Consider the following 26,091-nt stretch of genomic DNA (forward strand, 5'->3'; position numbering starts at 1 on the left):
CTCTTTAAAATGTGTTTATGCTAAAATGAAAATTCAAATCGTTAGCATTGATAAAGAGAGAGCAAGGCATTACTTTTCAAATGCACCTATACCATTTTGACCGAGACGCATTATAATATCAGCCATTTCAACAGACGATTTGGTGGAATTATTTTTTAGCCATGTTTCGATCAGGCGGATACTACCGCTAATTATATATGTGCTTATATAATCCGCCAGTTCTTCATCAATTTTATTTGTTTCTAAAAACCCTTGAACAACAAAATTATGAGCCATGCTCGTGATTTTGTCATGGAAGCCTGCATTCACTTTTTCATTTAGGAGTGTTAAGCATATATCTTGGTTGGCTACAATATAGTCTAATAATTTAATCACCATTTCATCCGCTTCATTTATATTGACATGGTAGTATGCGATTAATGTTTGCTCCATGTCGTTCATCACTTCTGTTTCAATCTGATCAAGTAAATCGTAGACATCACGAAAGTGGGCATAAAAGGTTGAACGGTTAATGTCTGCTTCCTCACATAATGCTTTAATGGTGATCTTAGAGATAGATTTATCTTTAAGTTGGTTGATTAGCGCTTCTTTTAACACCATTCTTGTGTATTTTTTTCTTCGATCCATTCCAACTCCTCCTACCTAAGCATATCAAACTATACAATAATAATGAAAATGTTAGTACGGCAACATAATAGTCATATTTGTTGGGGACTGTACGTTTTTAAAAGAACTGTATGTTGAATACCCAACACGCTGTCTTTATAATGGAATATATCAATTTTATGAATAGTGGTCAACAGTGGCTGAACGGAAAGATAAATATATGTTAAAGGCATTATTGACCTGGTGATAAGATGCACTTTATTTGTAGTATAATGGTCTATGGGACATTTTAAAGGGGGCAAAATCTGTGAGCTATGTTGAAGTTGTTGATGAACATAAACGTTATAAAATGGGTGAAAATACTATTGTGGCAAACAATGGTATTTCCTTTGAGATAGAACAAGGTGAGTTTGCGATTATCCTGGGTCCAAGTGGTGCGGGAAAGTCAACCGTGCTTAATATTCTAGGTGGCATGGATACACCTGACGAAGGAAAGGTTTTAGTCGATGGTCATAATATTGCTGAATACTCAACGAAGCAATTAACTCAGTATCGTCGTGATGATGTTGGATTTGTTTTTCAATTCTACAATCTTGTGCCTAACTTAACGGCAAAGGAAAATGTTGAATTGGCTACACAAATATCACCAAATGCTTTAGATGTTGATGGCGTGTTGAATGATGTAGGCTTAGCCGATCGAGTCGCTAATTTCCCTGCCCAACTTTCTGGTGGGGAACAACAACGGGTTGCGATAGCGCGTGCTTTGGCGAAGAATCCGAAGCTATTGCTTTGTGATGAACCAACAGGAGCATTAGATTTTGAAACAGGCAAGCAAATCCTTAAGTTATTACAAAATACAGCACGTGAAACCGGAACAACAGTTATTGTTATTACCCACAATTCAGCGATTGCGCCCATGGCTGATCGCGTTATTTATATCAATGATGCAAAGGTAAGGGAAACGATTTTAAATCCACGGCCACGTTCGGTTGAAGAGATAGAATGGTAAGGAGGCGTGATTAGTGGGTAAAAAAACAGCATTACGAAAACTGATTTTTAAAGAGATTTGGACTTCAAAAGCGCGCTTTTTGTCTATTTTAATATTAATCCTTTTAGGGGTAGGTTTTTTTGCAGGGCTACAGGCAACAGGTCCAAATATGTTAACAACAGCTGATGATTATTTCGATCAACAACATCTTTATGATATCCATATCCAATCAACACTGGGTTTTGAAGATGAAGAAATACAAATGATTGCAGACTATCAAGCAACGGAGCAACTCGAAGCTGGTTATAGTCAAGATGTATTAGCTGGTGAGCAACGTTTAGCTATGAAATTAATCGGTTATCATCAAGACCAGCAATTAAATCAATATATAGTCAATAGTGGGCGACTCCCTGAAAATAGCGGTGAGATTGCTTTAGATAATCATGAGTCGATTCGTAACCAATATGAAATCGGTGACCAAATTACACTTTACGCTGATAAGCAAGATACAGACCTAGCGGAGCAATTCAATGTGACGACGTACGAAGTTGTTGGGTTTGTTACAAGCCCACGTTATATTACTGAAGATTCGCGAGGTCAAACCACTATAGGACGTGGGCAACTTGATGCATTCGGGGTTATTATCGAAGATGACTTTAACTTACCGGTCTATACCGATTTATTCGCCACTTTTACTGGATTAAGAGCACTCGATACGTATGGAAGTGATTATCAACAGCTTAGTCGTTCACACCAAACTGAAATTGAACAGCTTTTAGAAGCGTATGGACCTGAACGTCTTGAGTCGATTCGAAATGAAGCAGAGGAAGACATCGCTGATGCAGAGGCGGAGATTGCTGATGGGCGAGCCGAGCTAGATGAAGCACGTCAGCAATTAGATGATGCAAAAGAGCAGTTAAATGAGGGAAGAGAGGCGATCGCTAAAGCAGAAGCCGAGCTAGAGCAAGGCCGAGCAGACCTCGAGCAAGGTGAACGAGATTATCAAGCGGGTTTGGAAAGCTTTACGAACGAAATAGCAGATGGAGAAGAACAGCTTGAAGAGGGAAAAGCCGAACTTAAACGCCAACAGACAGAGCTTGATCAGGGACGGAAGGAGCTTGAACAAGGCTCAGCTGAACTAACCGATGCCAAAAAAGAAATTGATCAGCAACGTGCAACACTTGTTAAGCAACAAGAAGAATTCAAACAACTTCGTGCTGAGCTCAATCCGTTGTTTGACGTGCCAGTTGAGTATGTGCCTGAGCAGCAAAGAGTAGCAATTATAGAAGAAACGGCTTCTATTGAATTGGGAGAACAGACGTTGGCTGATCTATTAACCGCCTATTTTGCGGGGCAGATAGATGCCGACAAAATTCAGGAGCTGTTAAACCAAGTGGAAGCCGAACTTGAAGCCGGCTTGGTACAACTGGATCAAGCCGTGGAAGAAGTTAGTGATCAGCAAAAAGCAGTTGATTCTGGACGCACCGAACTAGAGGCTGGACAGGAAGCACTTGATCAAGGCAAAGCGACTTTAACTGAGCAGGAGTCACGTTTAGAGCGTGAACGAAATAGGGGGCAAGCCGAGCTCAATCAAGCTCGAACTGAACTGGACGAAGGATGGAATGACTATCAATCGGGGCGAGCCCAACTTGATGAGGAACAGGCTAACTTTATAGAGGCGGAAGCAGAATATGATGAGGGTCTGGCTACCTTTGAAGATGAACAGGGAGATGCGTTAGCTGAAATAGAAGAGGCAGAGGCAGACATTGCAGAGGCCCGTGTTGAGCTTGCAGACCTTGAAGAGCCAAGCTACTATCCATTTATTCGAGAAGACAATGGTGCGTTTATTGAATATGCTGATAATGCAGATCGATTAAGCGATTTAGCTTCTATATTTCCGGTGGTCTTTTTCGCAATTGCAGCGTTGGTCACATTAACAACGATAACACGTATGATTGAAGAACAACGTGGAGAAATTGGAACATTAAAAGCTTTAGGCTATTTGAACGGCGAAATATCCTTAAAGTATTTTGCCTATGCGATTAGTGCAAGCTTACTTGGTACAGTATTTGGTTTATTACTAGGTTACTTGATATTACCGCGCATTATATATGATGCATACCGGATGCTTTATAATCTACCTGATTTAATTTTGGCCAATTATTGGTTGTATACTGTGATCTCTTTGACGATTGCTTTACTATCAACTGTGTTGACCGCGTGGATTGTTCTTCGTGTTGATTTAAGAAGCCATCCGTCTGTTTTAATGCGCCCGCGCGCGCCGAAGATAGGGAAACGGATATTAATTGAACGCATTACACCATTGTGGAAACGCCTAAGTTTCATTGAAAAGGTAACGGCTAGAAATTTATTTAGATATAAGCAACGGATGTTAATGACGGTGTTTGGTATTGCGGGTTGCGCAGCTTTAATTGTGACCGGTTTTGGTTTGAAGGGAGCCGTTGAAGGTTTGACAACATTACAGTTTGGTGATGTGATGCAGTATAATGCAATGGTTATCCTTGATCAAGATGCATCTGAACAAGATGCGACATCTTATCATCAACTTATTGCTGAGTGGGATGGATTGGATGATCATTTAACCGTGTATCAAGAACAATACGAAGTTGCTCAAACGGGGCAAAATAGTCAAGATGTTCATGTCATTGTACCAGAGGAGCCCAACAGGTTAACCGATTTTATTCATTTAACTGATCGGACATCTGACCAACCTTATCAACTAACCGACGATGGAGCGATTGTCTCCGAGAAGTTAGCGACGTTATTTGATGTCCAGCAGGGTGACACCCTTACCATTACCGATGCTGATAATGAATCCTATCCAATTGAAATTGCGGAAATCACCGAGAACTACACGGGGCATTATCTCTATATGACTGAAGCTGTATATCGCGCCCAAGTTAAAGATGAACCGATTCGTTTCAACGCAGATTTATTAAACTATGATCAAGATCGTGACTGGGAAGATGCTTTATCTGATCGATTGATGGAAGAAGACATGGTGGTTACCACATCATTTAATGCAAGCATGATTGAAACGTTTGAAGATTCAATGGAAAGCTTAAATGTCGTAGTTATTGTATTAATTATTGCGGCAGCAGGGTTGGCGTTTGTTGTCTTATATAACTTGACAAATATTAATGTATCTGAGCGGATTCGAGAATTATCCACTATTAAAGTGCTTGGTTTTTATGACGGTGAAGTGACGATGTATATTTATCGTGAAAATTTAATTTTAACGATAATGGGTATTGTTGCAGGTAGTTTTTTCGGCCGTATTCTCCATGTATTTGTATTGGAGACGGCTTCAATGGATAATATGATGTTTAGCCCCAACTTACATTGGTCGAGCTACTTATATGCGGCGATTTTGACGTTTGTCTTTTCTACATTCGTGATGTGGATTATGCATCGCAAATTAAAATCTGTTGATATGATTGAAGCATTAAAATCAAATGAATGATAAGCGATTAGCTGTGTATCACAGATAACCGATGCTAGTGCCTTAATTTACGCAACTAAAAAGGTTCTACGTCAAATGACGCTGGTAAGTCCTAGTAGTCAACTAAATTATCTTGTGTTTGAAGCCGTGCCTGCGGAAAGCGAGTATATTTCCTTTGCGCTTCAAGCATCATGTGAGGTTAGTGCGTTTTTTTACTCACCAACGTCATTTATTGTACAACCAATAAAAATAAGAGAGACATGACGAAAAAGGGTATATCCGAACGATGGATATATCCTTTTTGTGAACATTCGTTTTTTCACTTGACGATCGATGGGTTCCCTAGTATGATTATTTCTGTATTAAAAATTAAATTTAAATTCGTCGTATAATCTTGAGGATATGGCTCTAGAGTCTCTACCGACCACCGTAAATGGTCTGTCTACGCAGAAGAATAGAAGAAATATGTCTTATTAATGCTTATTTATCAATCTATTTTCTACTTCTGACTGGCTGAGCACATCCTTGATTATATTGTTAAGGGTGTGCTTTTTTACGCGACGAAAAAGAAGGGAAGCGAGGATTTATGAAGAATTTCTTTGAGTTAGATCAGTTGGGTACAAATGTGAAAACTGAATTTATCGCAGGTTTAACGACCTTTTTATCAATGGCTTACATTTTATTTGTTAACCCACCAATGCTTGCAGCAACGGGTATGGATGAAGGTGCTGTTTATACAGCGACGGCATTGTCAGCGGTCATTGGTACATTAATTATGGGACTTTATGCGAAATACCCGATTGCATTAGCACCAGGTATGGGTTTGAATGCGTTCTTTGCTTATACGGTTGTTTTAGGCTATGGTATCCCTTGGGAAACAGCTTTAAGTGGTGTGCTTGTTTCTGGTCTAATCTTTATTTTGTTAACTTTGTCAGGTGTACGTGAAAAAATTATTAACACGATCCCACCAACATTGAAATTAGCGGTAGGTGCTGGTATTGGCTTGTTTATTGCTTTTATTGGTTTTCAAAATGCAGAAATTATTGTTGCTGATGAGGCGACGATTGTTGCTTTAGGAGACTTCACTTACGGACCAACGGCACTTGCTATCTTTGGTTTAATTGTTACGGTGGTATTAATCTCCTTAAAAGTTAATGGTGGTGTGTTTTATGGTATGGTGATAACTGCAGTGGCGGGGATTATTGTTGGACAAATTGATTTACCGTCTTCAATTTTTGCTCCTGTCCCGAGCTTAACGCCAACTTTTGGTCAAGCCTTTGCTAACTTTGGAGATATTTTTACGATACAAATGGCAGGTGTTATCTTAACTTTCTTATTTGTAGATTTCTTTGATACGGCAGGTACGCTTGTTGCGGTAGCAGAAAAAGCTGGTTTTATGAAGAATAATGAATTACCGCGTGCCGGTCGTGCGCTCATGGCAGATTCAACAGCAACAGTAGCTGGGGCCGTCTTAGGTACCTCAACAACCACTTCATATGTTGAATCGGCAACAGGTGTTGGTGCTGGCGGGCGTTCAGGTTTAACGTCAGTCTTTACGGCTATGTTTTTCTTGTTAGCATTACTTTTCTCGCCACTTTTAAATGTGGTCACATCTTCAGTGACTGCGCCCGCATTAATTATTGTTGGTGTGATGATGGCTTCAACGTTAAAAGATATTGCTTGGGATCAATTTGAAATTGCTGTTCCAGCGTTTTTAACGGTGATTATGATGCCACTAGCGTATAGTATTGCAACAGGGATCGCTGTTGGTTTCACATTCTATCCAATAACGATGGCAGCGCGTGGTAAAGCAAAAGACATTCACCCATTAATGTGGGGACTATCTGTTATATTTGTGTTATTCCTCATCTTCTTAGCTGAGTAAGGTGAAAAAAAGGTCTAGCCAAAAATAAAAGTAAATCTTTAGTGGGGATTTTCGTTCCTTGCAGCTTGTTTCATTGAGTGAATAAGGACAGACATTAGCGTCCGTTTTCGCCCGCCTAAATAGGCGAGCGCTGCTCTCTATTTTAAAGCAGACGTTTTAAGGACGGTTATCCGGGATAGAAGAAACAAAGTGAAAAGCGAATGATCCGTTGATTTAGTTGACGGGATCATTCGCTTTTATTATGTTTTTGCACTGATATAGTCCAAAAAAAGTATGTTTAATCTATTTTCTCAATAGGAATCGTTGTAGAAGGTGCATCCTCATCTAACTGTCGGTGTAATCGAATAATAAGTAAACCAGCTCGATAAGACGCCTGTATTTGATCGGGTCTCACTGAATAAGGGAGATCAATTGATCGCTCAAACGCACCATGTACAATTTCATCCTGAATAAGTTGGCCTTCTGTTTGATTTAAGGGGATTTCGCCAATAATAAATAAACGACTCCCTTTAACGTAAAGTTTAATGGCATTGACATCCTCTAGACCTGGGACGTTGACATAACACGTGATTTCTTTATCAAGCTGATAGATATTCGTCTGTGGAATAGGTGGCTTTAAGATGTGTTCAAAGGAATGCCAAAATTGATCACCAAAAAAATGATCGAAATTCTTTTTCCATTGTTGCATAAACTGAACCTCCTCCATGTCATCCTATCCTTAACATATGCCCATTTGCATAAGAAGGTTCATTGGAAAAATAAGAATAAGTCATATACAATGGAGCTAGGAGGGTTGCATATGTTAGAAAGTGCGATGATAATGGTTTCAATTATATTAGCGATTAACATTATTTATGTATCCTTTTCAACAATTAGAGTTATTCTCACTTTAAAAGGACAGAAGTATATTGCTGCAATGATTGGAACGGTTGAAATTATTATCTATACATTAGGACTCGGTCTTGTACTTGATAATCTTGATCGGATCGAAAATTTACTTGCCTACGGAATTGGTTACGGTATTGGGGTCATTGTAGGCTCGAAAATTGAGGAACGCTTAGCATTAGGTTACATAACAGTTAATGTAATTTCATCTGATCCTGGTATTGCTTTTTCAAGAGAGTTGCGTGCAAAAGGTTATGGTGTCACCAGTTGGTATGCGTATGGCATGGATGGTGATCGGTTAGCGATGCAAATTTTGACGCCAAGAAAGTATGAGCTACACCTGTATGAGACGATTAAGACGATGGATCCTAAAGCCTTCATTATATCTTATGAACCTAAACATATTAATGGTGGTTTCTGGGTTAAACAAGTTAAGAAAGGAAAGATTAAGCAAAGTGTCGAAGCAGAAGAAATTGAGCGGTTCAAAGCTGACCAACAAACGAATGAAACGGCAGAACAGCCAAAACAAGAAACAATTCGAAGTGATGGACAACGAGACGATTGATCAGTGTATAGATCGGATAAAAGCAGCGGGGTATCAGCCGGCAAGAAGGATAGAAAAGCCGATTTTTAGAGAAGTGATCAAAAATGAAGAAGTTGATTATCAACCGATTGGAAAAAAGATTGTTTTTGACGCGATTGTGAACAAAGACGAACAATAGGTCTTTTTATTTATTTATCGTTCGATTTTTTGTTGACTAATAAAGGCGTCCTTGTTATGATAAACATGCAGTAATGATAATGAATGAATATAAAAACTGACCTCATATAAATTTGAGAATAGGGCTCAAAAGTTTCTACCCGTTACCGTAAATAATGGACTATGAGGGAAGATGAAGCATGACAACAGCAATCTATCAACGATCACATAACCGTCCGTAAAACACCCACCTCAGTAGAGGTAAATCTATTGAGGTGGGTAATAACGGTCGCTAATGTCCTGATCCAATCAGTAGGAGAAGAAACGAAAAAACCGCTGATTGAAGATTTATTTAATGTTGTGATGTTCTTTTGTTCTGACTATTGGTTCAGACAGTGATTGTTCATTGGTGTGTAAACGCCAATTCACCTATTCATCTTCTCTCATAAATGGGAGAAGTGGATAGGTTTTTTTAATCACCGATAGCCGTCAATAAAATGCCGCCTCAAACTAGAGCGTAGAGCAGATCTATTTAGACCAGATATAACGGCTACTAATGCCTTGATCCAATCAAAGGTTCGTTTTATAAGGTTAGATTGTATAAAATAAAAATGAAGAATCATTAAGTATTTAAAAGAGGAAAGTATAAGAAGAGCGACTTCATTTGATGAAAATAAGTAAATGCGCGTTCTTCTTATATATTTAGGAAAAGGGGGATAAGATGGTTCAAGTCGGTGTGATTATGGGAAGCATTTCAGATTGGCAAACAATGATGAATACATGTGAGGTGCTCGATTATTTAGCAATTGATTATGAGAAGTTAGTGATATCTGCTCACCGGACACCTGAAGATATGTTTGAATATGCAGAATCAGCTCGTGCAAAAGGTTTGCGTGTGATTATTGCTGGTGCAGGTGGAGCCGCTCATTTACCAGGTATGGTTGCTGCAAAAACGACGTTACCGGTTATTGGTGTACCGATTCAATCGAAAGCATTGAATGGTATTGATTCTTTACTATCGATTGTACAGATGCCGGCCGGTGTCCCTGTCGCAACGGTTGCTATTGGTGTTGCTGGTGCGAAAAATGCAGGTTTACTTGCTGCGCAAATTTTGGCAACACATGATGCTGATTTAGCGACTAAATTAACCGCTTATCAAGCGGAAATGCGTGAAAAAGTGTCGGAAATGAGGGATCAGCTTGCCGAACAATGAATTTTGCTTTGGGAAAACAATCGGGATCATTGGTGGTGGACAGCTAGGTCGGATGATGGCAACAACAGCACGTCACATGGGTTATCGTCTGATCGTACTTGATCCGACACCGAACTGCCCAGCAGCACAATTAGCTGACGAGCAAATTATCGCCTCCTATGACGATTTTACAGCCATCAAAACATTAGCTGACAAAACAGATCTAGTAACTTATGAATTTGAGAATGTCGACCTTGAAATGGCACGCTATCTCGAAAAGCAGGGGTGTTTGCCACAAGGCGCCAAGTCGCTTGAAATTACCCAAGACCGTGAAAAAGAAAAACAGGCGATGCTCGCTAGCGGACAAGCAGTAGCCCCATTTAAAATCATAAAAACCAACGAAGATCTAATAGAAGCAGTGAACACGATTGGCTTCCCCGCTGTGCTAAAAACATGTCGCGGTGGTTATGATGGTAAAGGGCAAATAAAGTTAACGAGCAAAGCTGATTTAGCAGAAGCATCGACATTTTTAACAAAGCATCAACGCCTTATTTATGAGGCGTGGGTCAGTTTTGATTGCGAAATATCGGTTGTTTTCACACGGGGTATCAACGGTGAGATTACTTTCTTTCCGATTGGCGAGAACGTTCACCGCGATCATATTTTGCATACAACAACGGTTCCCGCTCGTGTCTCACCAATCGTCATAAACAAAGCGAAACAGGCGACAGAATCAATAGCAGAAACGATTGGTGTGGTTGGTACATTTGCGATTGAGTTATTTGTTAAAGATGATCAGGTCTTTATCAATGAATTAGCACCACGACCGCACAATTCTGGACACTATACCATTGAAGCCTGTAATGTGTCACAGTTTGAGCAACATATTCGAGCGATTTGTCATTTACCGCTACTTCCCATTTACTTTCACGGGGCAGCGGTAATGATCAACTTACTTGGTGATAATATAGATACTTATTTTTCAAATGATGAACGGCTTGAGCGTGCCCATGTTCATATGTATGGCAAGGATCAGCTTAAACCAAAACGAAAAGTAGGTCACCTTACCTTTGTTGACCAAGATCGTCAACAATTGGTGCAATATTTAAAGCAACAACATTTAATTTAGGGGGACATAAAGATGATTGAACGTTATACGCGACCTGAGATGGGTGCAATTTGGACAGATGAAAACAAATATCAAGCATGGTTGGAAGTAGAAATTCTAGCTTGTGAAGCATGGAGCGAGCTTGGTGTTATCCCGCAAGCTGATGTGAAGAAACTTCGTCAACATGCTTCGTTTAGTATTGATCGTATTTTAGAGATTGAGCAAGAAACACGCCACGATGTTGTCGCTTTTACACGAGCGGTCTCAGAGACACTTGGTGAAGAGAAAAAGTGGGTGCATTATGGCTTGACCTCAACAGATGTCGTTGATACAGCTTTGTCTTATTTACTAAAGCAAGCAAACGTCCTTATTCGTAACGATGTTGAACAATTTATTGATGTTTTAAAAAATAAAGCAATCGAGCATAAACATACCGTCATGATGGGACGTACACACGGTGTGCATGCTGAACCAACGACCTTTGGATTGAAGATGGCATTATGGTATGAAGAAATGAAGCGTAACCTTGAACGCTTTAATGCAGCGGCAGAGGGAATTGAAACAGGTAAATTGTCCGGCGCGGTTGGGACTTACGCCAATATTGATCCCAAAGTTGAAGCTTATGTTTGTGAAAAGCTTGGACTAAAGCCGGCTCCTGTTTCAACCCAGACGTTGCAACGCGATCGCCACGCGCAATATATGTCTGCATTAGCACTAATCGCAACATCAATCGAAAAGTTTGCGACTGAAATTCGAGGTTTACAAAAAACAGAGACACGTGAAGTCGAAGAGTTTTTTGCTAAAGGACAAAAGGGTTCTTCAGCTATGCCGCATAAGCGGAATCCTATTGGATCTGAGAATATGACGGGGATGGCACGTGTGATTCGTGGTTATATGATGACAGCTTATGAAAATGTCGCATTGTGGCATGAACGTGATATATCACACTCTTCAGCTGAACGAGTGATTTTACCAGATGCCACCATCGCTTTAAATTATATGCTTAATCGGTTTAGTCATATTGTTAAAAATTTAACCGTATTTCCTGATAATATGAAACGCAATATTGATCGGACCTATGGTGTGATCTTCTCACAACGCGTATTACTTTCATTGATTGATCAGGGGATGAGTCGAGAAATGGCTTATGATCTTGTTCAACCAAATGCCATGAAAGCATGGGAAACGGCTACGTCTTTCCGTCGTTTGATCGAGCAAGAACCAAAGATTACAGGACTATTGTCTGAAGCGCAAATTGATGATTGTTTTGATTACACCTATCATCTGAAAAATGTTGATCAAATTTTTGAACGGCTTGAACTTGTGTAAATCAGGTTTGCCTTTGGTTACGTTGTTTTAAATAGAAGGATATCACAATAGAGGGGTGTAGCTGATGAAGAAACAGCTTTTATATGAAGGGAAAGCTAAGCAAGTCTATACAACCGATCAATCGGATTTACTTGTGCTTTCTTATAAAAATGAGGCGACTGCCTTTAACGGAAAAAAGAAGGCCTCTTTTAATGGGAAAGGCCGGTATAATAATTTAATTTCAGCTTACTTGTTTACCTATTTAGCGGATCATGGTGTTCCAAGTCATTTCAAACAAACGTTAAGTGATACAGAACAACTTGTCCAACAAACGACAATCATTCCACTTGAAGTCGTTGTTCGTAATTTAGCAACAGGTAGCATTGTCAAACGATTAGGCATTGAAGAAAAGACTGTTTTTGATCCACCTCTGATTGAATTCTATTTTAAAGAAGATGCGCTTGATGATCCTATTATTAATGACCAACATGCTTTGCTTTTAACAGATGCAACGGTCGAAGAGCTTGATCAAATCAAAAGCTATGCTCTTAAGGTGAACCATGTACTGCAAAGTTTCTTTGATACGATTGAAGTTAAATTAGTAGATTTCAAACTTGAGTTTGGTCGTGATCGATTAGGAGAAATCGTCTTAGCTGATGAAATTTCACCAGATACGTGCCGACTTTGGGACAAAACGACTGAAGCTAAACTAGATAAAGATGTGTTTCGACAAGGTACCGGTGATTTAATAACCGTCTATGATACGATACTAAAACGACTGGAGGCAGTAAAATGATTAAAGTTAATATTCATATCACGCTAAAAGAGGGTGTCCTTGATCCCCAAGGGAAAGCGATTGAAGGCTCTTTAAATACGCTAGGCTATCAAGGTGTTGAAGACGTCCGTGTAGGTAAGTTGATTGAGATGACCTTTTCTGATAGTGAACAGGTAACAGAGCAAGTCGAGCAAATGTGTCAGAAACTTTTGGCTAATCCAGTGATTGAAAATTATAGCTATACCATTGAGGAGGGCGTTGTTCAGTGAAGTTTGCTGTGATTGTTTTCCCTGGCTCAAATTGTGATCGTGATATGTATTATGCTGCCAAAGATGCACTTGGAGCAGAAGCTGAGTTGGTCTGGTATCAAGATTCATCTCTTGAAGGCTATGATGCGATTTTACTTCCTGGGGGTTTTTCTTATGGTGATTATTTACGCTGTGGCGCCATTGCCTCAACTTCAGAAATTGTAAAATCACTTCACCGCGAAGCTGATCGTGGCACACCGATATTAGGGGTGTGCAATGGATTTCAAATTTTACTCGAATCCGGTCTTTTACCGGGGGCGTTATTAAGGAATAAGGGATTAAAATTTTTGTGTCATCATGAGCATTTAGTCGTTCGTAATAACCAAACATTATTTACTTCGGAATATGAAAAAGGGCAAATGATTTCGATTCCGATTGCTCATGGAGAAGGCAATTATTTTTGTGATCCAACCACGCTTGCTCAGTTGAAGGCAAATAATCAAATTGTCTTTACTTATCAAAATAACCCGAATGGTTCGGTTGAGGATATTGCCGGCATTGTTAATGAAAAAGGAAATGTTCTTGGCATGATGCCACACCCTGAACGTGCAACGGAAGCTATTTTAGGCAGCGAAGATGGCTTGAACTTATTTAAGTCAATGCTGGTAAATTGGAGGGAAAGCTATGTTACAAACGCTTGAAGTTAGCCCTGAGACCATTGAAAGAGAAAAACATTATCGAGAAATGGGTTTATCCGATCAAGAATATCAATCGATCGTGGGTATTTTAGGTCGACGCCCTAACTTTACAGAGACTGGGATATTTTCCGTGATGTGGTCAGAGCATTGTAGTTATAAAACATCAAAGCCATTATTGCGCAAGTTTCCAACCGAGGGTCAACAAGTGATCCAAGGACCAGGTGAAGGTGCCGGTATTGTTGATATTGGTGATGGTCAAGCCGTTGCTTTTAAAATAGAGAGTCACAATCATCCTTCAGCAGTTGAACCTTATCAAGGTGCAGCTACTGGAGTTGGTGGGATTATTCGTGATATCTTTTCGATGGGTGCACGTCCGATTGCCTCACTCAATTCCTTACGCTTCGGTCCGCTAACAACGGGTCGTGTGAAGTACCTATTTGATGAAGTGGTCCATGGTATTGCTGGTTATGGTAATTGTGTTGGTGTTCCTACTGTAGGGGGAGAAATTCAATTTGATGCATGTTATGAAGGGAACCCTCTTGTTAATGCGATGTGTGTCGGTCTGATCGATCAAAAAGATATTCAAAAAGGTATTGCGGCTGGACTCGGTAATACCGTGCTTTATGTAGGATCGAAAACAGGACGAGACGGTATTCATGGTGCTACATTTGCTTCTGAAGACCTAACGGAGGACTCAGAAAGCAAACGTTCAAACGTTCAAGTTGGCGACCCGTTTATGGAGAAATTATTAATTGAAGCCTGCCTTGAAGCAATTAAATCAGATGCCCTTGTTGGGATGCAGGATATGGGAGCTGCGGGTCTAACGTCTTCAGCAAGTGAAATGGCGAGTAAAGCAGGCATGGGGATGGAAATGAATTTAGATTTGATTCCACAGCGTGAAGCGAATATGACGGCATATGAGATGATGTTATCTGAATCACAAGAACGGATGTTACTTGTTGTTGAAAAAGGTCGCGAACATGAAATCACGTCTATTTTTGAAAAATATCAATTAGAGGCTGTCGCAGTTGGGCAAGTTACAGATGATAAGCAATTTCGCTTACTTCATCAAGGAAAGGTCGTTTGTGATATTCCTGTTGACAGTTTAGCTGAAGATGCACCCGTCTACAATAAACCATCACAAATACCTGCTTATTATGAAAAATTTCAAGCGATGCCTGCTTACTATCCAAAGGTAACGAATCATGGTGAGCTATTGGAACAATTACTTGCTCAACCGACGATTGCTAGTAAAGAATACGTCTATGATCAATACGACTCGATGGTTCAAGCTAATACAGTTGTCGCACCAGGTTCTGATGCGGCGGTCGTTCGTATTAGAGGTTACGATAAAGCGATTGCGATCACAACAGATTGTAATGCCCGTTATATCTATTTAGATCCAGAAATGGGTGGGAAGATTGCTGTTGCTGAGGCGGCCCGTAATATTATAGCATCAGGGGCAAAACCCCTTGCTTTAACAGATGGTTTAAATTTCGGTAATCCTGATAAACCAGAAAATTTCTGGCAAATGGAGAAAAGTGTTGAAGGGATGGCAGCGGCTAGCTTAGCCTTAAATACGCCTGTTATTAGTGGGAATGTGTCACTTTATAATGAATCAAATGGTCAATCGATTTTCCCAACACCGATCGTTGGTATGGTAGGGTTGCATCAATCAACGAAGGATATTACCACTTCACACTTTAAAGCTAGCGGTGATGTGATTATCCTTATTGGTGAAACCAAGCCGGAATTTGGTGGCAGTGAGTTGCAAAATCTATTAGAAAAACAATACTATGGTAAAGCCCCATCGATCGATTTAGCCATAGAACAAAAGCATCAAAATCAACTGTTATCAGCTATTCAAAAAGGCCTTGTTAAATCAGCTCATGACTTATCTGAAGGTGGGTTAGCTGTTGCATTAGCTGAATCGCTCTTTTCAACTAAGCAATTAGGTGCTGACGTTCAATTAACTGGTGATGCAACAACAATGTTATTTAGCGAAAGTCAATCACGCTTTTTAATAACGGTTGCGCCTGCTGACAAAAAACGTGTACTCGCGGAAATTGAAGATGCAGCACCGATTGGTACAGTCACTGAGACGGCTGATTTAAAGATCACGATCAATGATAACATGCTGATTAGCAAACCAATGACAGTGTTAGAATCACGCTGGAAGGGAGCTATACCATGCTTGCTGAAATCAAAGGCTTAAATGAGGAATGTGGTGTTTTTGCAGTTTGGGGTCATGAGAAAGCCGCGGAGATGACGTATTATGGTTTACACGCCATGCAACATCGTGGGCAAGAAGGTGCCGGCATTGTCACAAGTGATGGTGATCAACTCCACCTTCATAAGGGGATAGGCTTAATTAATGATGTTTTTCAAGAAGGACAGATAAAAGAATTGACCGGTACTGCTGCAATTGGTCATGTTCGTTACGCCACACAAGGTGGTGGTGGATATGAAAATGTACAACCCTTATTATTTCGTTCACAAACATCGAGTATGGCTCTTGCCCACAATGGGAATTTAGTCAATGCATTTGCTTTAAAAGCGCAACTCGAGGCACAAGGAAGCATTTTACAAACGACCTCTGATACAGAGGTTGTCGCCCATTTAATCAAACGTAGTGGTTACCTTAGTTTAGAGGAAGCAATTAAGCAAGCATTAGGCATGATCAAAGGGGCATATGCATTTACCTTTCTAACAGAGCGACAGTTATTCGTAGCACTCGACCCAAGGGGTTTACGTCCGCTCTCATTAGGTAAATTAGGTGATGCTTATGTGGTCGCTTCTGAGACATGTGCCTTTGATTTAATTGGGGCTGAGTATTTACGAGAAGTAAAACCAGGTGAATTGATTACGATTGACAAAGATGGGCTGAAGTCAAGTGTATTCAGTTCTCCAATGCGTCGCTCACTTTGTGCCATGGAGTATGTTTATTTTTCACGCCCTGACAGTAATGTCAACGGTCAAAATGTTCATGCTAGTCGAAAAATAATGGGGAAACAGTTAGCGAAAGAATCGATGATTGAAGCTGATGTGGTTACTGGCGTTCCTGATTCAAGTATTTCTGCTGCGATTGGTTTTTCTGAAGCGAGTAGTATTCCTTATGAAATAGGGTTAATCAAAAATCGTTATGTCGGTCGAACGTTTATTCAACCTTCACAAGAATTGCGAGAGCAAGGTGTGAAAATGAAGCTATCTCCGGTTAGGGGGATTGTTGAAGGGAAACGTGTCGTAATGGTTGATGATTCAATTGTTAGAGGGACAACAAGTCGACGTATTGTTCGCTTGCTAAAGGAAGCTGGCGCAACAGAAGTGCATGTGCGGATTGCTTCTCCACCGATTATGAACCCGTGCTATTACGGTATTGACACGTCAACTAAAAGTGAACTCATTGCTGCCAATTATTCGATTGAAGAAATGTGTGAACAAATTGGCGCAGATAGCCTGGCCTTTTTATCTGTCGAGGGATTAGAGCAATCGATTGTAAAAGAGCCTTCAGTTGAAGAAGGTATTTGTCATGCATGTTTTACGGGCAATTATCCAACCGAAATCTATCCGGATACGGTTATACCAGCTTACAAAGATTAAGGACAGGAGCGAATAATGATGAGTGATATTTATAAAGCTGCCGGTGTTGATGTGCATGCCGGTTATCAAGCGGTTGAGTTAATGAAAAAACATATAAAACGAACCGATCGTCCAGAAGTCCTTGGTGGTGTCGGTGCTTTTGCTGGTTTATTTGATCTTACTGGATTCAGATACGATCAACCCGTGCTTATTTCTGGAACAGATGGTGTTGGGACGAAGCTAAAACTTGCTTTTGAATTAAATCAGCACGATACAATCGGTATTGATTTAGTTGCCATGTGTGTAAATGATGTCATTGCTCAAGGGGCGGACCCGTTGTTCTTTCTTGATTATATCGCTTGTGGCCGCAATGTACCTCAACAAATCGAACAAATTGTTAAAGGAATTGCCGATGGCTGTGTGGAAAGCGGGGCAGCACTAATAGGTGGAGAAACCGCCGAGATGCCTGATATGTATCAGCCAGGTGAATATGATCTCGCTGGTTTCGTTGTCGGTATTGCAAATAAACCTGATTTAATCACAGGCGAAACGATTAAGGCGGGGGATTGTATTATCGGATTAGCCTCAAGTGGTGTACACGCTAATGGCTTTTCGTTAGTTCGAAAGATTTTGACTGATCAGCAACTTAAATTAACGGATGTCCCAGAACAACTCGATAGGTCGATTGGTGAATCACTATTAATACCAACCAGAATTTATGCGAAAGCAATTAAGGCATTAAAAAAGAACGTCACGATTAAAGGGATTAGTCATATTACTGGGGGCGGCTTTTACGAGAATATTCCGCGTGCTTTACCCGATCACCTTGGTGCTATCATTCAAACGTCTAGTTGGGAGATTCCAGCTATTTTCACTTTTTTAAAAGATCAAGCTCAGTTAACAGATTCAGATTTATTTGGTGTATTTAATATGGGGATTGGCATGGCGATGGTTATTGATGCTGAGCAAAAAGAGTTGGCATTGCAATTATTGACAGACCTTGGCGAAGCAGCCTATCATATTGGCAATGTAGTTGCAGAGACAGGGGTGACATGCATTGAAGGATAAGGCGCAATTGGCTGTCTTTGCTTCTGGAACCGGGAGTAATTATGATGCGATTGATCGAGCCATTAAGCAAGGTGAGCTGGATGCGGAAGTGGCTATACTGGTTTGTGATCGGCCAGGTGCGCAAGTGATTGAAAAAGCAGAACAAAACAAAGTCGCTACCTTTGTTTTTAATCCAAAAGATTATCAAACGAAAACGGATTTTGAAGCAGAAATTGCCAAGCAGTTGCGAGAGGTAAAGGTAGATTGGATCGTTTTAGCTGGTTATATGCGCCTTGTCGGCCCTACGTTATTGTCAGCATATCAAGGGAAAATGATAAATATTCATCCATCGCTACTCCCTGCGTTTCCCGGTCTAGATGCGATCGGTCAAGCTTTACAGGCTGGTGTTAAAGTGTCTGGCGTGACGATTCATTATGTCGATCAAGGTATGGATACCGGGAAAATCATTGCACAACAACCTGTTAAAATTGAAGAAGACATGACACGTGAGGGGTTACAATGTAAGCTTCAAGAAGTTGAGCATATGTTGTATCCCAAAACGATTCAGCAACTAATCAAAGAGGGGGAATAGACGTTGACGAAAAGAGCGTTATTAAGTGTTTCAAATAAAGATAATCTTGTGCCATTTGCAAAGGGGTTAGTCGAAGCTGGTTATCAATTAATCTCAACTGGAGGGACGTTAAAAGCGTTAGAAAAAGCTGGACTCGAGGCTTTACCCGTATCAGCTGTTACTCATTTTGATGAAATTTTGGACGGTCGTGTGAAGACGCTACATCCAGCCATCCATGGTGGTTTATTAGCTCGTCGTGATGATCCATCACACAAAGATCAATTAGCCGAGCGGGGGATTACACCGATTGATATCGTTGTCGTCAACTTGTATCCATTTAAAGAAACGATTGCAAAACCAGGTGTAACAGAGGCTGATGCGATAGAGAATATTGATATTGGTGGACCAACGATGTTAAGGTCAGCAGCAAAGAACTTCCGTGATGTTACTGTTGTTGTTGATCCCACAGATTATGACATGGTGCTATCACAATTAAATGACGGGCAAGTCACTGTAGCATTCCGCAAGCAATTAGCAGCAAAAGTGTTTCGTCATACAGCACATTATGATGCGTTAATTGCTAATTATTTTGCTGAAATAACAGAAGAGAACGCCCCCGAAACCTTAACCCTTACTTATGAGAAAGTACAATCGCTACGTTATGGGGAAAATCCACATCAATTAGCTGCTTTTTATCAAGAACCGATCATAAATGGTGGGTCAATTGCAAATGCAAAGCAACTTCATGGCAAAGCGTTATCTTACAATAATATTCAAGATGCAAATGCTGCCTTAGAAATTGTATTTGAATTTGATGAGCAACCAGCTGCTGTTGCAGTAAAGCATATGAATCCTTGTGGTGTGGGGATTGGTGAGACGATTGAACAAGCTTTTCAGAAGGCTTATGACGCTGACCCTATTTCGATCTTTGGGGGGATTATTGCGTTAAATCGCGAAGTGGATCAAGCGACAGCCCATCTGTTGCAAGACATCTTTTTAGAAATCGTGATTGCGCCAAGCTTTTCTCATGAAGCACTTGATATTTTAAAGAGTAAGCCGAATCTACGCTTACTCGAAGCATCAATGGAATCAGATAAACAAGATACGCAAAAAGTCGTCAGTGTCCTTGGTGGTCTTCTTGTTCAAGACCGTGACCTTGGTCAGATTGATGCCGATCAATTAACTGTTGCGACAGAACGCGCGCCAAGTGAAGCGGAGTTGAAAGAATTATTATTTGCTTGGAAAGTGGTGAAACATGTGAAATCAAATGCGATTGTCGTCGTTAAAGGTCAGCAAACCATCGGTGTAGGCGCCGGTCAAATGAACCGTGTCGGTGCTGCCCAGATCGCCTTTGAGCAGGCTGGTACGGCAACACATGGAGCCGTTCTTAGCTCAGATGCATTTTTCCCAATGCCGGACACCGTTGAGAATGCTGCAAAGGCCGGCATTACAGCAATTATTCAACCAGGTGGATCGAAGCGCGATCAAGATTCAATTGATGCATGCAATCATCATGGTATAGCGATGGTGATGACAGGTATGCGTCATTTTAAACATTAAGATTTTAAGATAAGTGAGGGATTCAGATGGACGTACTTGTGATTGGTAGTGGTGGACGTGAGCATATGCTTGTGAAGAAATTAAATCAATCAGATCGTATTAAGCAAGTTTATGCTGCGCCAGGTAATGGTGGGATAGCAACAGAAGCGATTTGTGTGGACATTAAAGATGATGCAATTGAAGAGCTTGTTGCATTTGCCAAAAAAGAAGCGATTGATTGGACGATCGTCGGCCCTGAAATTCCATTAACAAAAGGGATTGTAGATGTGTTCCGGCGAGAAGGGTTAAAGATATTTGGACCGACACAAGCAGCTGCGCAAATTGAAGCTAGCAAAGATTTTAGCAAACATTTAATGCAAAAATATCATATCCCTACAGCGAAGTATCAGACATTTACGAATAGTGAACAAGCAAAAGCCTATATAAGCAGGCAAGGGGCACCGATTGTAGTGAAGGCAGATGGTTTAGCTGCGGGTAAAGGTGTGGTCGTGGCGATGACTGTTGAAGAAGCTCATCAAGCGGTTGAACAAATGCTTGTCCACAATCGTTTTGGTTCAGCTGGCGCCTCGGTCGTCATTGAAGAATTTCTAGAAGGCAAAGAATTTTCTCTATTTGCTTTTGTTGAAGGGGAAGCCGTTTACCCGATGATTCCGGCTCGTGACCACAAGCGCGCTTTCGACCATGATCAAGGCCCTAATACTGGTGGGATGGGTGCATATGCACCTGTGCCAGACTTAGACCCTGCTCATGTATCATTTACTGTCGAGTCGATTATAAAGCCGGTCGCCAAAGCGATGGTCAAGGAAGGAAACCCTTATACCGGGGTGTTGTATGCTGGATTAATAGAAACAACGTCAGGTATTAAGGTGATTGAATTTAATGCGCGTTTTGGTGACCCTGAGACACAAGTCGTCTTACCGCTGTTAGAAAATGATTTGATTCAAGTGATTGAGGACGTGACGTCAAGTACCGATCCAAAATTAAAGTGGCGTGATCAATACGCAATCGGTACCGTTGTAGCTGCAGCCGGCTATCCAGCAGCATATAACAAAGGTGTCCCTTTACCGGAACTTAGTGATGATTCAGATTGTTACCTGATTCATGCCGGTACTAAACAAGGAGAAACGGGGGAGCTTGTTTCAAATGGAGGGCGTGTTTTATTGGTTGGGGCGATAGATAGCACACCTGAAAAAGCACAAGCCCATATCTATCATTACCTTAAACAATTTGATCAAACGAATCACTTCTTTTACCGCAAAGATATAGGAATAACTGAATCTTAACGAGAAAGAGCTTGTCGCACGTTTATGTGTGACAAGCTTTTGCTATACCCGTCGATCCATTTAAAATGAACTTTCAATCAGTGGGTGGAGGGCCATAGGACGTGGCGGTTTTAGTCTGTAATCCTTCTTAAAGATAGTCTACGATCTGGCCTCCCACTGATTGATAGTTGAGTTAACCAGGACATTTGCGCCGGCTATCTGTAATAAAATCTTTAGTGATCATTAGTAAATTATGTTAAGGTTAAAGAAGTGATTAGTTAAGGGGGCGATTGATTTGTCAGAGGATCTCGTACTTGAATTAAAAGATTTATCCATTCAGTTTCATGCAAAACAAGTACTTAACCACATCAACTTACATGTGAAACGCGGGCAAATTATTGGTTATATTGGTCCAAATGGTGCAGGAAAAAGCACAACTGTAAAAATCATTTTAGGTTTGCTTGACCGTTATCAAGGACACGTCCACGTATTTGGTCAAGATATTAGACACGGAACAGTCGAATATAAACGTCGAATTGGCTATGTTCCTGAAAACGGAGAAATTTATGATGATTTAACCGCACAAGAATACATCCTTTTTGTTGGACAGATGTATGGGATGGATGCTGAAATCATTAAGCGGAAATTAGCGGTACTACTTGAGAAGTTTGATATGAAGACCGTGACCCATTCAAGAATTGGTACGTTTTCTAAAGGGATGAAACAAAAACTGTTAATTATAGCAAGTTTAATACATAATCCCGATTTGATTTTTTTCGATGAACCGTTAAGTGGTTTAGATGCAAATAGTGTCATGATTATTAAAGAGATGATGGCGCAATTGGCTAAGCAAGGAAAGACGATCTTTTATTCATCGCATATTATGGACGTTGTTGAGAAGATAAGTGATCGAATCTTATTGCTTAATGAGGGGGAAATAGTAGCGGATGGCAGCTTCGATCAACTAAAAGCTAAAAACAAGGAAGGAACGTTGGAGCAAATATTTAACCAGCTGACCGGCTTTGATCAGCATCAACAATTAGCAGAGGACGTTGTGGCGGTTATTCATGGAGATGATAATAATGAATGAGTCATTAACATTAAAAATACTTGATCAATTTGCCTGGCTATTTCGTTTGTTAAAGGCAGATTATTGTTCGTTAAGATTAATTATTGCATTTAAAATCAAAATGGATCATCGTCGTGTGCCTACAATTATGCAAGGTGGTAAACAGCGTGCAGATCCAATCATGTCTCCATTTGTTAAATCATTATTATTATATGCTTTTTATGGCTTGTTCCTTATCCCATTTCTTATTTCTGAGGATTCTTATCTAATGCAGATGATGATTGTCTTTGCTATAATGATGTTTATTTTAATAACATCGATGATATCGGATTTCTCATTTGTCTTATTAGATGTTCGAGATAAAGTGATTTTGGATACCAAACCACTAGATGCGCGAACACGGGCTTTAGCAAAGTTTACCCACGTTATCATTTATATGGTGCAATTGACGGGGGCTTTTTTATTGCTCCCTTTTTTAGTAAGTAGTTTGGTCCAAGGCCCACTATTTTCATTATTGTTTTTTATAAGCGTTATCTTAAATGCAACATTTTGTATGGTTATAACTGCTCTTTTCTATATGGCTATTTTAAAATTTTTTGATGGTGAAAAATTAAGCAATCTTATTAATATGATTCAGATCTTTTTAACTGTTGGGTTGTTTATAGGCTATCAATTGATTGTGCAATCTTTTGGTGTTGTTGACTTATCGATTACAATCGATTGGCAGTGGTGGCACATATTTCTACCGCCTATTTGGTTTAGTGCGGTTTTTGAGATGTTTTTACTTAACAACTATTCATTCGTGTTGATCATAGCTTCGGTACTTGCTGTTATGATTCCTTTATTATCGATATCGCTTTATTTCAAATGGATGCCTACTTTCGAACGCAACTTACAAAAACTATTGATGACCAGTCATACAGGTAAGCCTAAAAAACATTGGTGGTCAACGTTGATAGGTCGGATAGTCTGTCGTGATGTTCAAGAACGGACGATTTTCACTTTTGCTTGTGCAATGATGCGACAAGAGCGTGAGTTTAAATTAAAAGTATATCCTTCATTAGCTATTTCAATTATCTTACCGCTGTTCTTGTTGTTTAATTTATTTAACCCTGATCAAGGGTTCGGTGGTGGTCTTAGTTATCTTTACGGATACTTTGTGTTGTTGATGATTCCAAACGTGGTTTATATGTTAAAGTATTCTAGTAAGGCAAATGGTGCATGGATATATAAAGTGGTACCGATAGAAAACCGAAGTCTATATTATCGTGGGACATTGAAAGCATTTTTTGTTCAACTATGCTTACCATTGTTGAGTGTATTGCTGATTGTTTATGTGGTCATGATAGATTTTTCACTGTTTCTTGATTTATTTATTATTCTTGTCACTGCATGCCTATTTACGGTGATCTGTCATAAAATCTTTAACAATGGTACATATCCGTTTTCAGTATCTTTTTCTTTTAGTGATTCAGCGGGTGCAGTGTTAGTATTTGTTGCCATGTTTGTAATTGGAATATTTGCCTTTATTCATTTTGCCTTTACCTTGATCCCAATTGGTTTATATATTTACTTACTTGTGTTGCTTATTGCGAACTTTTTTGTGTGGAAGAAAGTTCTGTAATGAAAATGAAAAATTGAGAAGGTATATTTTAGTTCTTCCAACGTTTCGGCAAAATACTGAGCACGGGCTTAGGATTACAGTAGGTAACCCTAAGACCGTGCCCATGGCATGGTTTACTATGCTTAATGAAAAGATGCATTTAAATCAGCAACTTCATCATTAATCGTTTCCGCGTGCTTAAGTTGTTCTGAAATAACATCATTCATTTTAACGACATGTTCGGTGGTTGATTCGGTTTTCGTTGTTGCTTGTTCCATTGCACTAGCAATTTCTACACTCGATTTAGAGATATCTTGGGTATGTTGATTAATCGTATCAATCACCTTAATATTTTCAGCAATATTTTGGGCAAACTGTTTGAAGTCATTATTAATCGCTAGGATTTTACCCGATTCATCAGCTATATTTGTCGCCTGTGTCTCTGTTTGTGTTGTAAATTGTTCAACACCAGCTAAAATTTGATCAACGGTTTTTGCAATTTGGTCTGTTGCATCAACCGAACGCTCAGCAAGTTTTCTTACTTCATCAGCAACAATTGAGAAGCCTTTACCATGTTCACCTGCTCTAGCAGCCTCTATCGATGCATTTAAAGCCAATAAATTTGTTTGTTCAGAAATATCATTAATCAGTGTGACAATGCCTTTTATTTTATCGATTTCGTTGGTAAGGTTAGAAACGATCGTTTTGGTTTGATCAGAATTACTTGCGATTTCCTCCATTGCAGTAGACGACTGATTAACTTGATTAATGCCAGCATCGGTACTGGCACGCATTTTATTGAAAGATTCTGTCAATTCACCGATACTTGTAGCAATCGATTGAAATTGATCGTTCATATTATCTGTTACTGCTGACGTTTCTTCAAATGTACTTAATTGCTCAAGTGCACTATTCGAAATATCGTCAAAATATTGGTGCATTGAGCGCATTTCCTTTGTTAAATGATCAACTCTCTCCGAGATGGTTTGTGATTTGTTTTCTACAAAATTAATTTGGGTTTGCTGATCGTTTTGATGTTGTTCTATTTGAATAAACAACTCATTTAAACGATGACTGAGTACACCAATCTCATTGGAGTTCTTTGCGTTTACTCGGACAGAAGCGTCACCTTGCTGGAACTGATAAATTTTTTTCTCGATTGTTTGAATCGGCTTAATAATATAGTAATTAATAAACAAGGTAATTAAGATGGTAGCCACAATGATATTCATAAAGCCATTTAAAAATTGTCCAATTAGCCCCAATTCTATACCGGTCATCTCAATTAAATTTAATAACAGTCCAGAAACGGTTGTATTTATTAGTAGAACAATGACTAATATTGAAATCGCATGAATATGAAGTCTTTTCCAAAATGGTATTTTTTTGTGTGTCATAGCTATTCTCCTTTATTTGTCATTTTTCTATGTGGATTTTCATAAGACCTTCATATTATAACAAACAATTTGTGTGATGACGAACAAAAAGCAAGCGACCGATGAAATAGATTTATTTAGTATAAGAAAAAAGGAATCCAGTATCGA

Annotated in this window: 22 protein-coding genes and 2 riboswitches; of the genes, 19 read left to right on the top strand and 3 right to left on the bottom strand. The window is 39.8% G+C overall.

The window, feature by feature from the left end; translation table 11 throughout:
• Positions 1-69: 69 nt before the first annotated feature.
• Positions 70-627, bottom strand: a complete 558-nt coding sequence (locus B494_RS0112920; RefSeq protein ID WP_017472810.1) for a TetR/AcrR family transcriptional regulator — start codon at positions 625-627, stop codon at positions 70-72.
• Between the two features lie 286 nt (positions 628-913).
• Here B494_RS0112920 and B494_RS0112925 point away from each other — a divergent pair, with 286 nt between their 5' ends.
• From B494_RS0112925 to B494_RS0112935, 3 genes are all read left to right on the top strand, one after another.
• A complete protein-coding gene (locus tag B494_RS0112925; RefSeq protein WP_017472811.1) occupies positions 914-1,615 on the top strand; it encodes an ABC transporter ATP-binding protein in 702 nt (233 codons plus the stop codon).
• Between the two features lie 13 nt (positions 1,616-1,628).
• A complete protein-coding gene (locus B494_RS0112930; RefSeq protein ID WP_017472812.1) occupies positions 1,629-5,078 on the top strand; it encodes an ABC transporter permease in 3,450 nt (1,149 codons plus the stop codon).
• Between the two features lie 343 nt (positions 5,079-5,421).
• Positions 5,422-5,522: riboswitch (purine riboswitch) on the top strand.
• 121 nt (positions 5,523-5,643) lie between these two features.
• A complete protein-coding gene (locus tag B494_RS0112935) occupies positions 5,644-6,942 on the top strand; it encodes an NCS2 family permease (protein ID WP_017472813.1) in 1,299 nt (432 codons plus the stop codon).
• A 277-nt stretch (positions 6,943-7,219) separates the two neighbouring features.
• On the opposite strand, the gene B494_RS0112940 is transcribed toward B494_RS0112935, so the two are convergent.
• Complete coding sequence (locus B494_RS0112940) at positions 7,220-7,630, bottom strand: Hsp20/alpha crystallin family protein (RefSeq protein WP_017472814.1); 411 nt, start codon at positions 7,628-7,630, stop codon at positions 7,220-7,222.
• A 111-nt stretch (positions 7,631-7,741) separates the two neighbouring features.
• Here B494_RS0112940 and B494_RS0112945 point away from each other — a divergent pair, with 111 nt between their 5' ends.
• From B494_RS0112945 to B494_RS0113020, 16 genes are all read left to right on the top strand, one after another.
• Positions 7,742-8,392: a DUF2179 domain-containing protein gene (locus B494_RS0112945; protein ID WP_017472815.1), complete on the top strand. Its 651-nt coding sequence runs from the start codon at positions 7,742-7,744 to the stop codon at positions 8,390-8,392.
• A complete protein-coding gene (locus B494_RS0112950; RefSeq protein WP_017472816.1) occupies positions 8,373-8,549 on the top strand; it encodes an NETI motif-containing protein in 177 nt (58 codons plus the stop codon). Before B494_RS0112945 ends, B494_RS0112950 begins: the two co-directional genes overlap by 20 nt.
• Before the next feature lie 82 nt (positions 8,550-8,631).
• Positions 8,632-8,731, top strand: a riboswitch (purine riboswitch).
• A gap of 517 nt (positions 8,732-9,248) precedes the next feature.
• Positions 9,249-9,740: a 5-(carboxyamino)imidazole ribonucleotide mutase gene (purE, locus tag B494_RS0112955; protein WP_017472817.1), complete on the top strand. Its 492-nt coding sequence runs from the start codon at positions 9,249-9,251 to the stop codon at positions 9,738-9,740.
• Positions 9,727-10,848: a 5-(carboxyamino)imidazole ribonucleotide synthase gene (purK, locus tag B494_RS0112960; RefSeq protein WP_017472818.1), complete on the top strand. Its 1,122-nt coding sequence runs from the start codon at positions 9,727-9,729 to the stop codon at positions 10,846-10,848. Before purE ends, purK begins: the two co-directional genes overlap by 14 nt.
• Before the next feature lie 12 nt (positions 10,849-10,860).
• The gene (gene purB, locus B494_RS0112965) at positions 10,861-12,156 is read left to right on the top strand and encodes an adenylosuccinate lyase (protein ID WP_017472819.1); all 1,296 of its coding nucleotides are present in this window, start codon (positions 10,861-10,863) and stop codon (positions 12,154-12,156) included.
• A gap of 64 nt (positions 12,157-12,220) precedes the next feature.
• Entirely contained in the window at positions 12,221-12,931 is a 711-nt protein-coding gene (gene purC, locus B494_RS0112970; RefSeq protein WP_017472820.1) for a phosphoribosylaminoimidazolesuccinocarboxamide synthase, read from the top strand.
• Positions 12,928-13,179 (top strand): phosphoribosylformylglycinamidine synthase subunit PurS, encoded by a 252-nt coding sequence (purS, locus tag B494_RS0112975; protein WP_017472821.1) that lies wholly within the window; start codon positions 12,928-12,930, stop codon positions 13,177-13,179. The genes purC and purS overlap by 4 nt, the downstream gene beginning before the upstream one ends.
• A complete protein-coding gene (gene purQ, locus B494_RS0112980; protein WP_017472822.1) occupies positions 13,176-13,859 on the top strand; it encodes a phosphoribosylformylglycinamidine synthase subunit PurQ in 684 nt (227 codons plus the stop codon). Before purS ends, purQ begins: the two co-directional genes overlap by 4 nt.
• The gene (gene purL, locus B494_RS0112985) at positions 13,843-16,071 is read left to right on the top strand and encodes a phosphoribosylformylglycinamidine synthase subunit PurL (RefSeq protein ID WP_017472823.1); all 2,229 of its coding nucleotides are present in this window, start codon (positions 13,843-13,845) and stop codon (positions 16,069-16,071) included. The genes purQ and purL overlap by 17 nt, the downstream gene beginning before the upstream one ends.
• Positions 16,047-17,456, top strand: coding sequence for an amidophosphoribosyltransferase (gene purF, locus B494_RS0112990; protein WP_017472824.1), 1,410 nt, complete (start codon positions 16,047-16,049; stop codon positions 17,454-17,456). The genes purL and purF overlap by 25 nt, the downstream gene beginning before the upstream one ends.
• Positions 17,457-17,474: 18 nt before the next feature.
• On the top strand, positions 17,475-18,503 hold the full coding sequence (gene purM / locus B494_RS0112995) for a phosphoribosylformylglycinamidine cyclo-ligase (protein ID WP_017472825.1): 1,029 nt from the start codon (positions 17,475-17,477) through the stop codon (positions 18,501-18,503).
• Positions 18,493-19,074: a phosphoribosylglycinamide formyltransferase gene (purN, locus tag B494_RS0113000; RefSeq protein ID WP_017472826.1), complete on the top strand. Its 582-nt coding sequence runs from the start codon at positions 18,493-18,495 to the stop codon at positions 19,072-19,074. The genes purM and purN overlap by 11 nt, the downstream gene beginning before the upstream one ends.
• A gap of 3 nt (positions 19,075-19,077) precedes the next feature.
• The gene (gene purH, locus B494_RS0113005; protein ID WP_017472827.1) at positions 19,078-20,613 is read left to right on the top strand and encodes a bifunctional phosphoribosylaminoimidazolecarboxamide formyltransferase/IMP cyclohydrolase; all 1,536 of its coding nucleotides are present in this window, start codon (positions 19,078-19,080) and stop codon (positions 20,611-20,613) included.
• Between the two features lie 26 nt (positions 20,614-20,639).
• The gene (gene purD, locus B494_RS0113010; RefSeq protein WP_017472828.1) at positions 20,640-21,896 is read left to right on the top strand and encodes a phosphoribosylamine--glycine ligase; all 1,257 of its coding nucleotides are present in this window, start codon (positions 20,640-20,642) and stop codon (positions 21,894-21,896) included.
• Positions 21,897-22,170: 274 nt separating this feature from the next.
• Complete coding sequence (locus tag B494_RS0113015; protein ID WP_017472829.1) at positions 22,171-22,965, top strand: ABC transporter ATP-binding protein; 795 nt, start codon at positions 22,171-22,173, stop codon at positions 22,963-22,965.
• A complete protein-coding gene (locus tag B494_RS0113020) occupies positions 22,958-24,568 on the top strand; it encodes a hypothetical protein (RefSeq protein ID WP_017472830.1) in 1,611 nt (536 codons plus the stop codon). Before B494_RS0113015 ends, B494_RS0113020 begins: the two co-directional genes overlap by 8 nt.
• Positions 24,569-24,690: 122 nt before the next feature.
• On the opposite strand, the gene B494_RS0113025 is transcribed toward B494_RS0113020, so the two are convergent.
• On the bottom strand, positions 24,691-25,944 hold the full coding sequence (locus B494_RS0113025) for a methyl-accepting chemotaxis protein (protein WP_017472831.1): 1,254 nt from the start codon (positions 25,942-25,944) through the stop codon (positions 24,691-24,693).
• Between the last annotated feature and the right edge of the window lie 147 nt (positions 25,945-26,091).

The organism is Amphibacillus jilinensis Y1 (assembly GCF_000306965.1).
Taxonomy (GTDB): Bacteria; Bacillota; Bacilli; order Bacillales; family Amphibacillaceae; genus Amphibacillus_C; species Amphibacillus_C jilinensis.

What these genes read in the sequence shown, in the direction of transcription:
- B494_RS0112920 (WP_017472810.1), bottom strand. Translation starts at nt 627, where the DNA reads ATGGATCGAAGAAAAAAATACACAAGAATGGTGTTAAAAGAAGCGCTA.
- B494_RS0112935 (WP_017472813.1), top strand. Translation starts at nt 5,644, where the DNA reads ATGAAGAATTTCTTTGAGTTAGATCAGTTGGGTACAAATGTGAAAACT.
- B494_RS0112940 (WP_017472814.1), bottom strand. Translation starts at nt 7,630, where the DNA reads ATGCAACAATGGAAAAAGAATTTCGATCATTTTTTTGGTGATCAATTT.
- B494_RS0112945 (WP_017472815.1), top strand. Translation starts at nt 7,742, where the DNA reads ATGTTAGAAAGTGCGATGATAATGGTTTCAATTATATTAGCGATTAAC.
- B494_RS0112950 (WP_017472816.1), top strand. Translation starts at nt 8,373, where the DNA reads ATGGACAACGAGACGATTGATCAGTGTATAGATCGGATAAAAGCAGCG.
- purE (WP_017472817.1), top strand. Translation starts at nt 9,249, where the DNA reads ATGGTTCAAGTCGGTGTGATTATGGGAAGCATTTCAGATTGGCAAACA.
- purB (WP_017472819.1), top strand. Translation starts at nt 10,861, where the DNA reads ATGATTGAACGTTATACGCGACCTGAGATGGGTGCAATTTGGACAGAT.
- purC (WP_017472820.1), top strand. Translation starts at nt 12,221, where the DNA reads ATGAAGAAACAGCTTTTATATGAAGGGAAAGCTAAGCAAGTCTATACA.
- purS (WP_017472821.1), top strand. Translation starts at nt 12,928, where the DNA reads ATGATTAAAGTTAATATTCATATCACGCTAAAAGAGGGTGTCCTTGAT.
- purL (WP_017472823.1), top strand. Translation starts at nt 13,843, where the DNA reads ATGTTACAAACGCTTGAAGTTAGCCCTGAGACCATTGAAAGAGAAAAA.
- purF (WP_017472824.1), top strand. Translation starts at nt 16,047, where the DNA reads ATGCTTGCTGAAATCAAAGGCTTAAATGAGGAATGTGGTGTTTTTGCA.
- purM (WP_017472825.1), top strand. Translation starts at nt 17,475, where the DNA reads ATGAGTGATATTTATAAAGCTGCCGGTGTTGATGTGCATGCCGGTTAT.
- purD (WP_017472828.1), top strand. Translation starts at nt 20,640, where the DNA reads ATGGACGTACTTGTGATTGGTAGTGGTGGACGTGAGCATATGCTTGTG.
- B494_RS0113020 (WP_017472830.1), top strand. Translation starts at nt 22,958, where the DNA reads ATGAATGAGTCATTAACATTAAAAATACTTGATCAATTTGCCTGGCTA.
- B494_RS0113025 (WP_017472831.1), bottom strand. Translation starts at nt 25,944, where the DNA reads ATGACACACAAAAAAATACCATTTTGGAAAAGACTTCATATTCATGCG.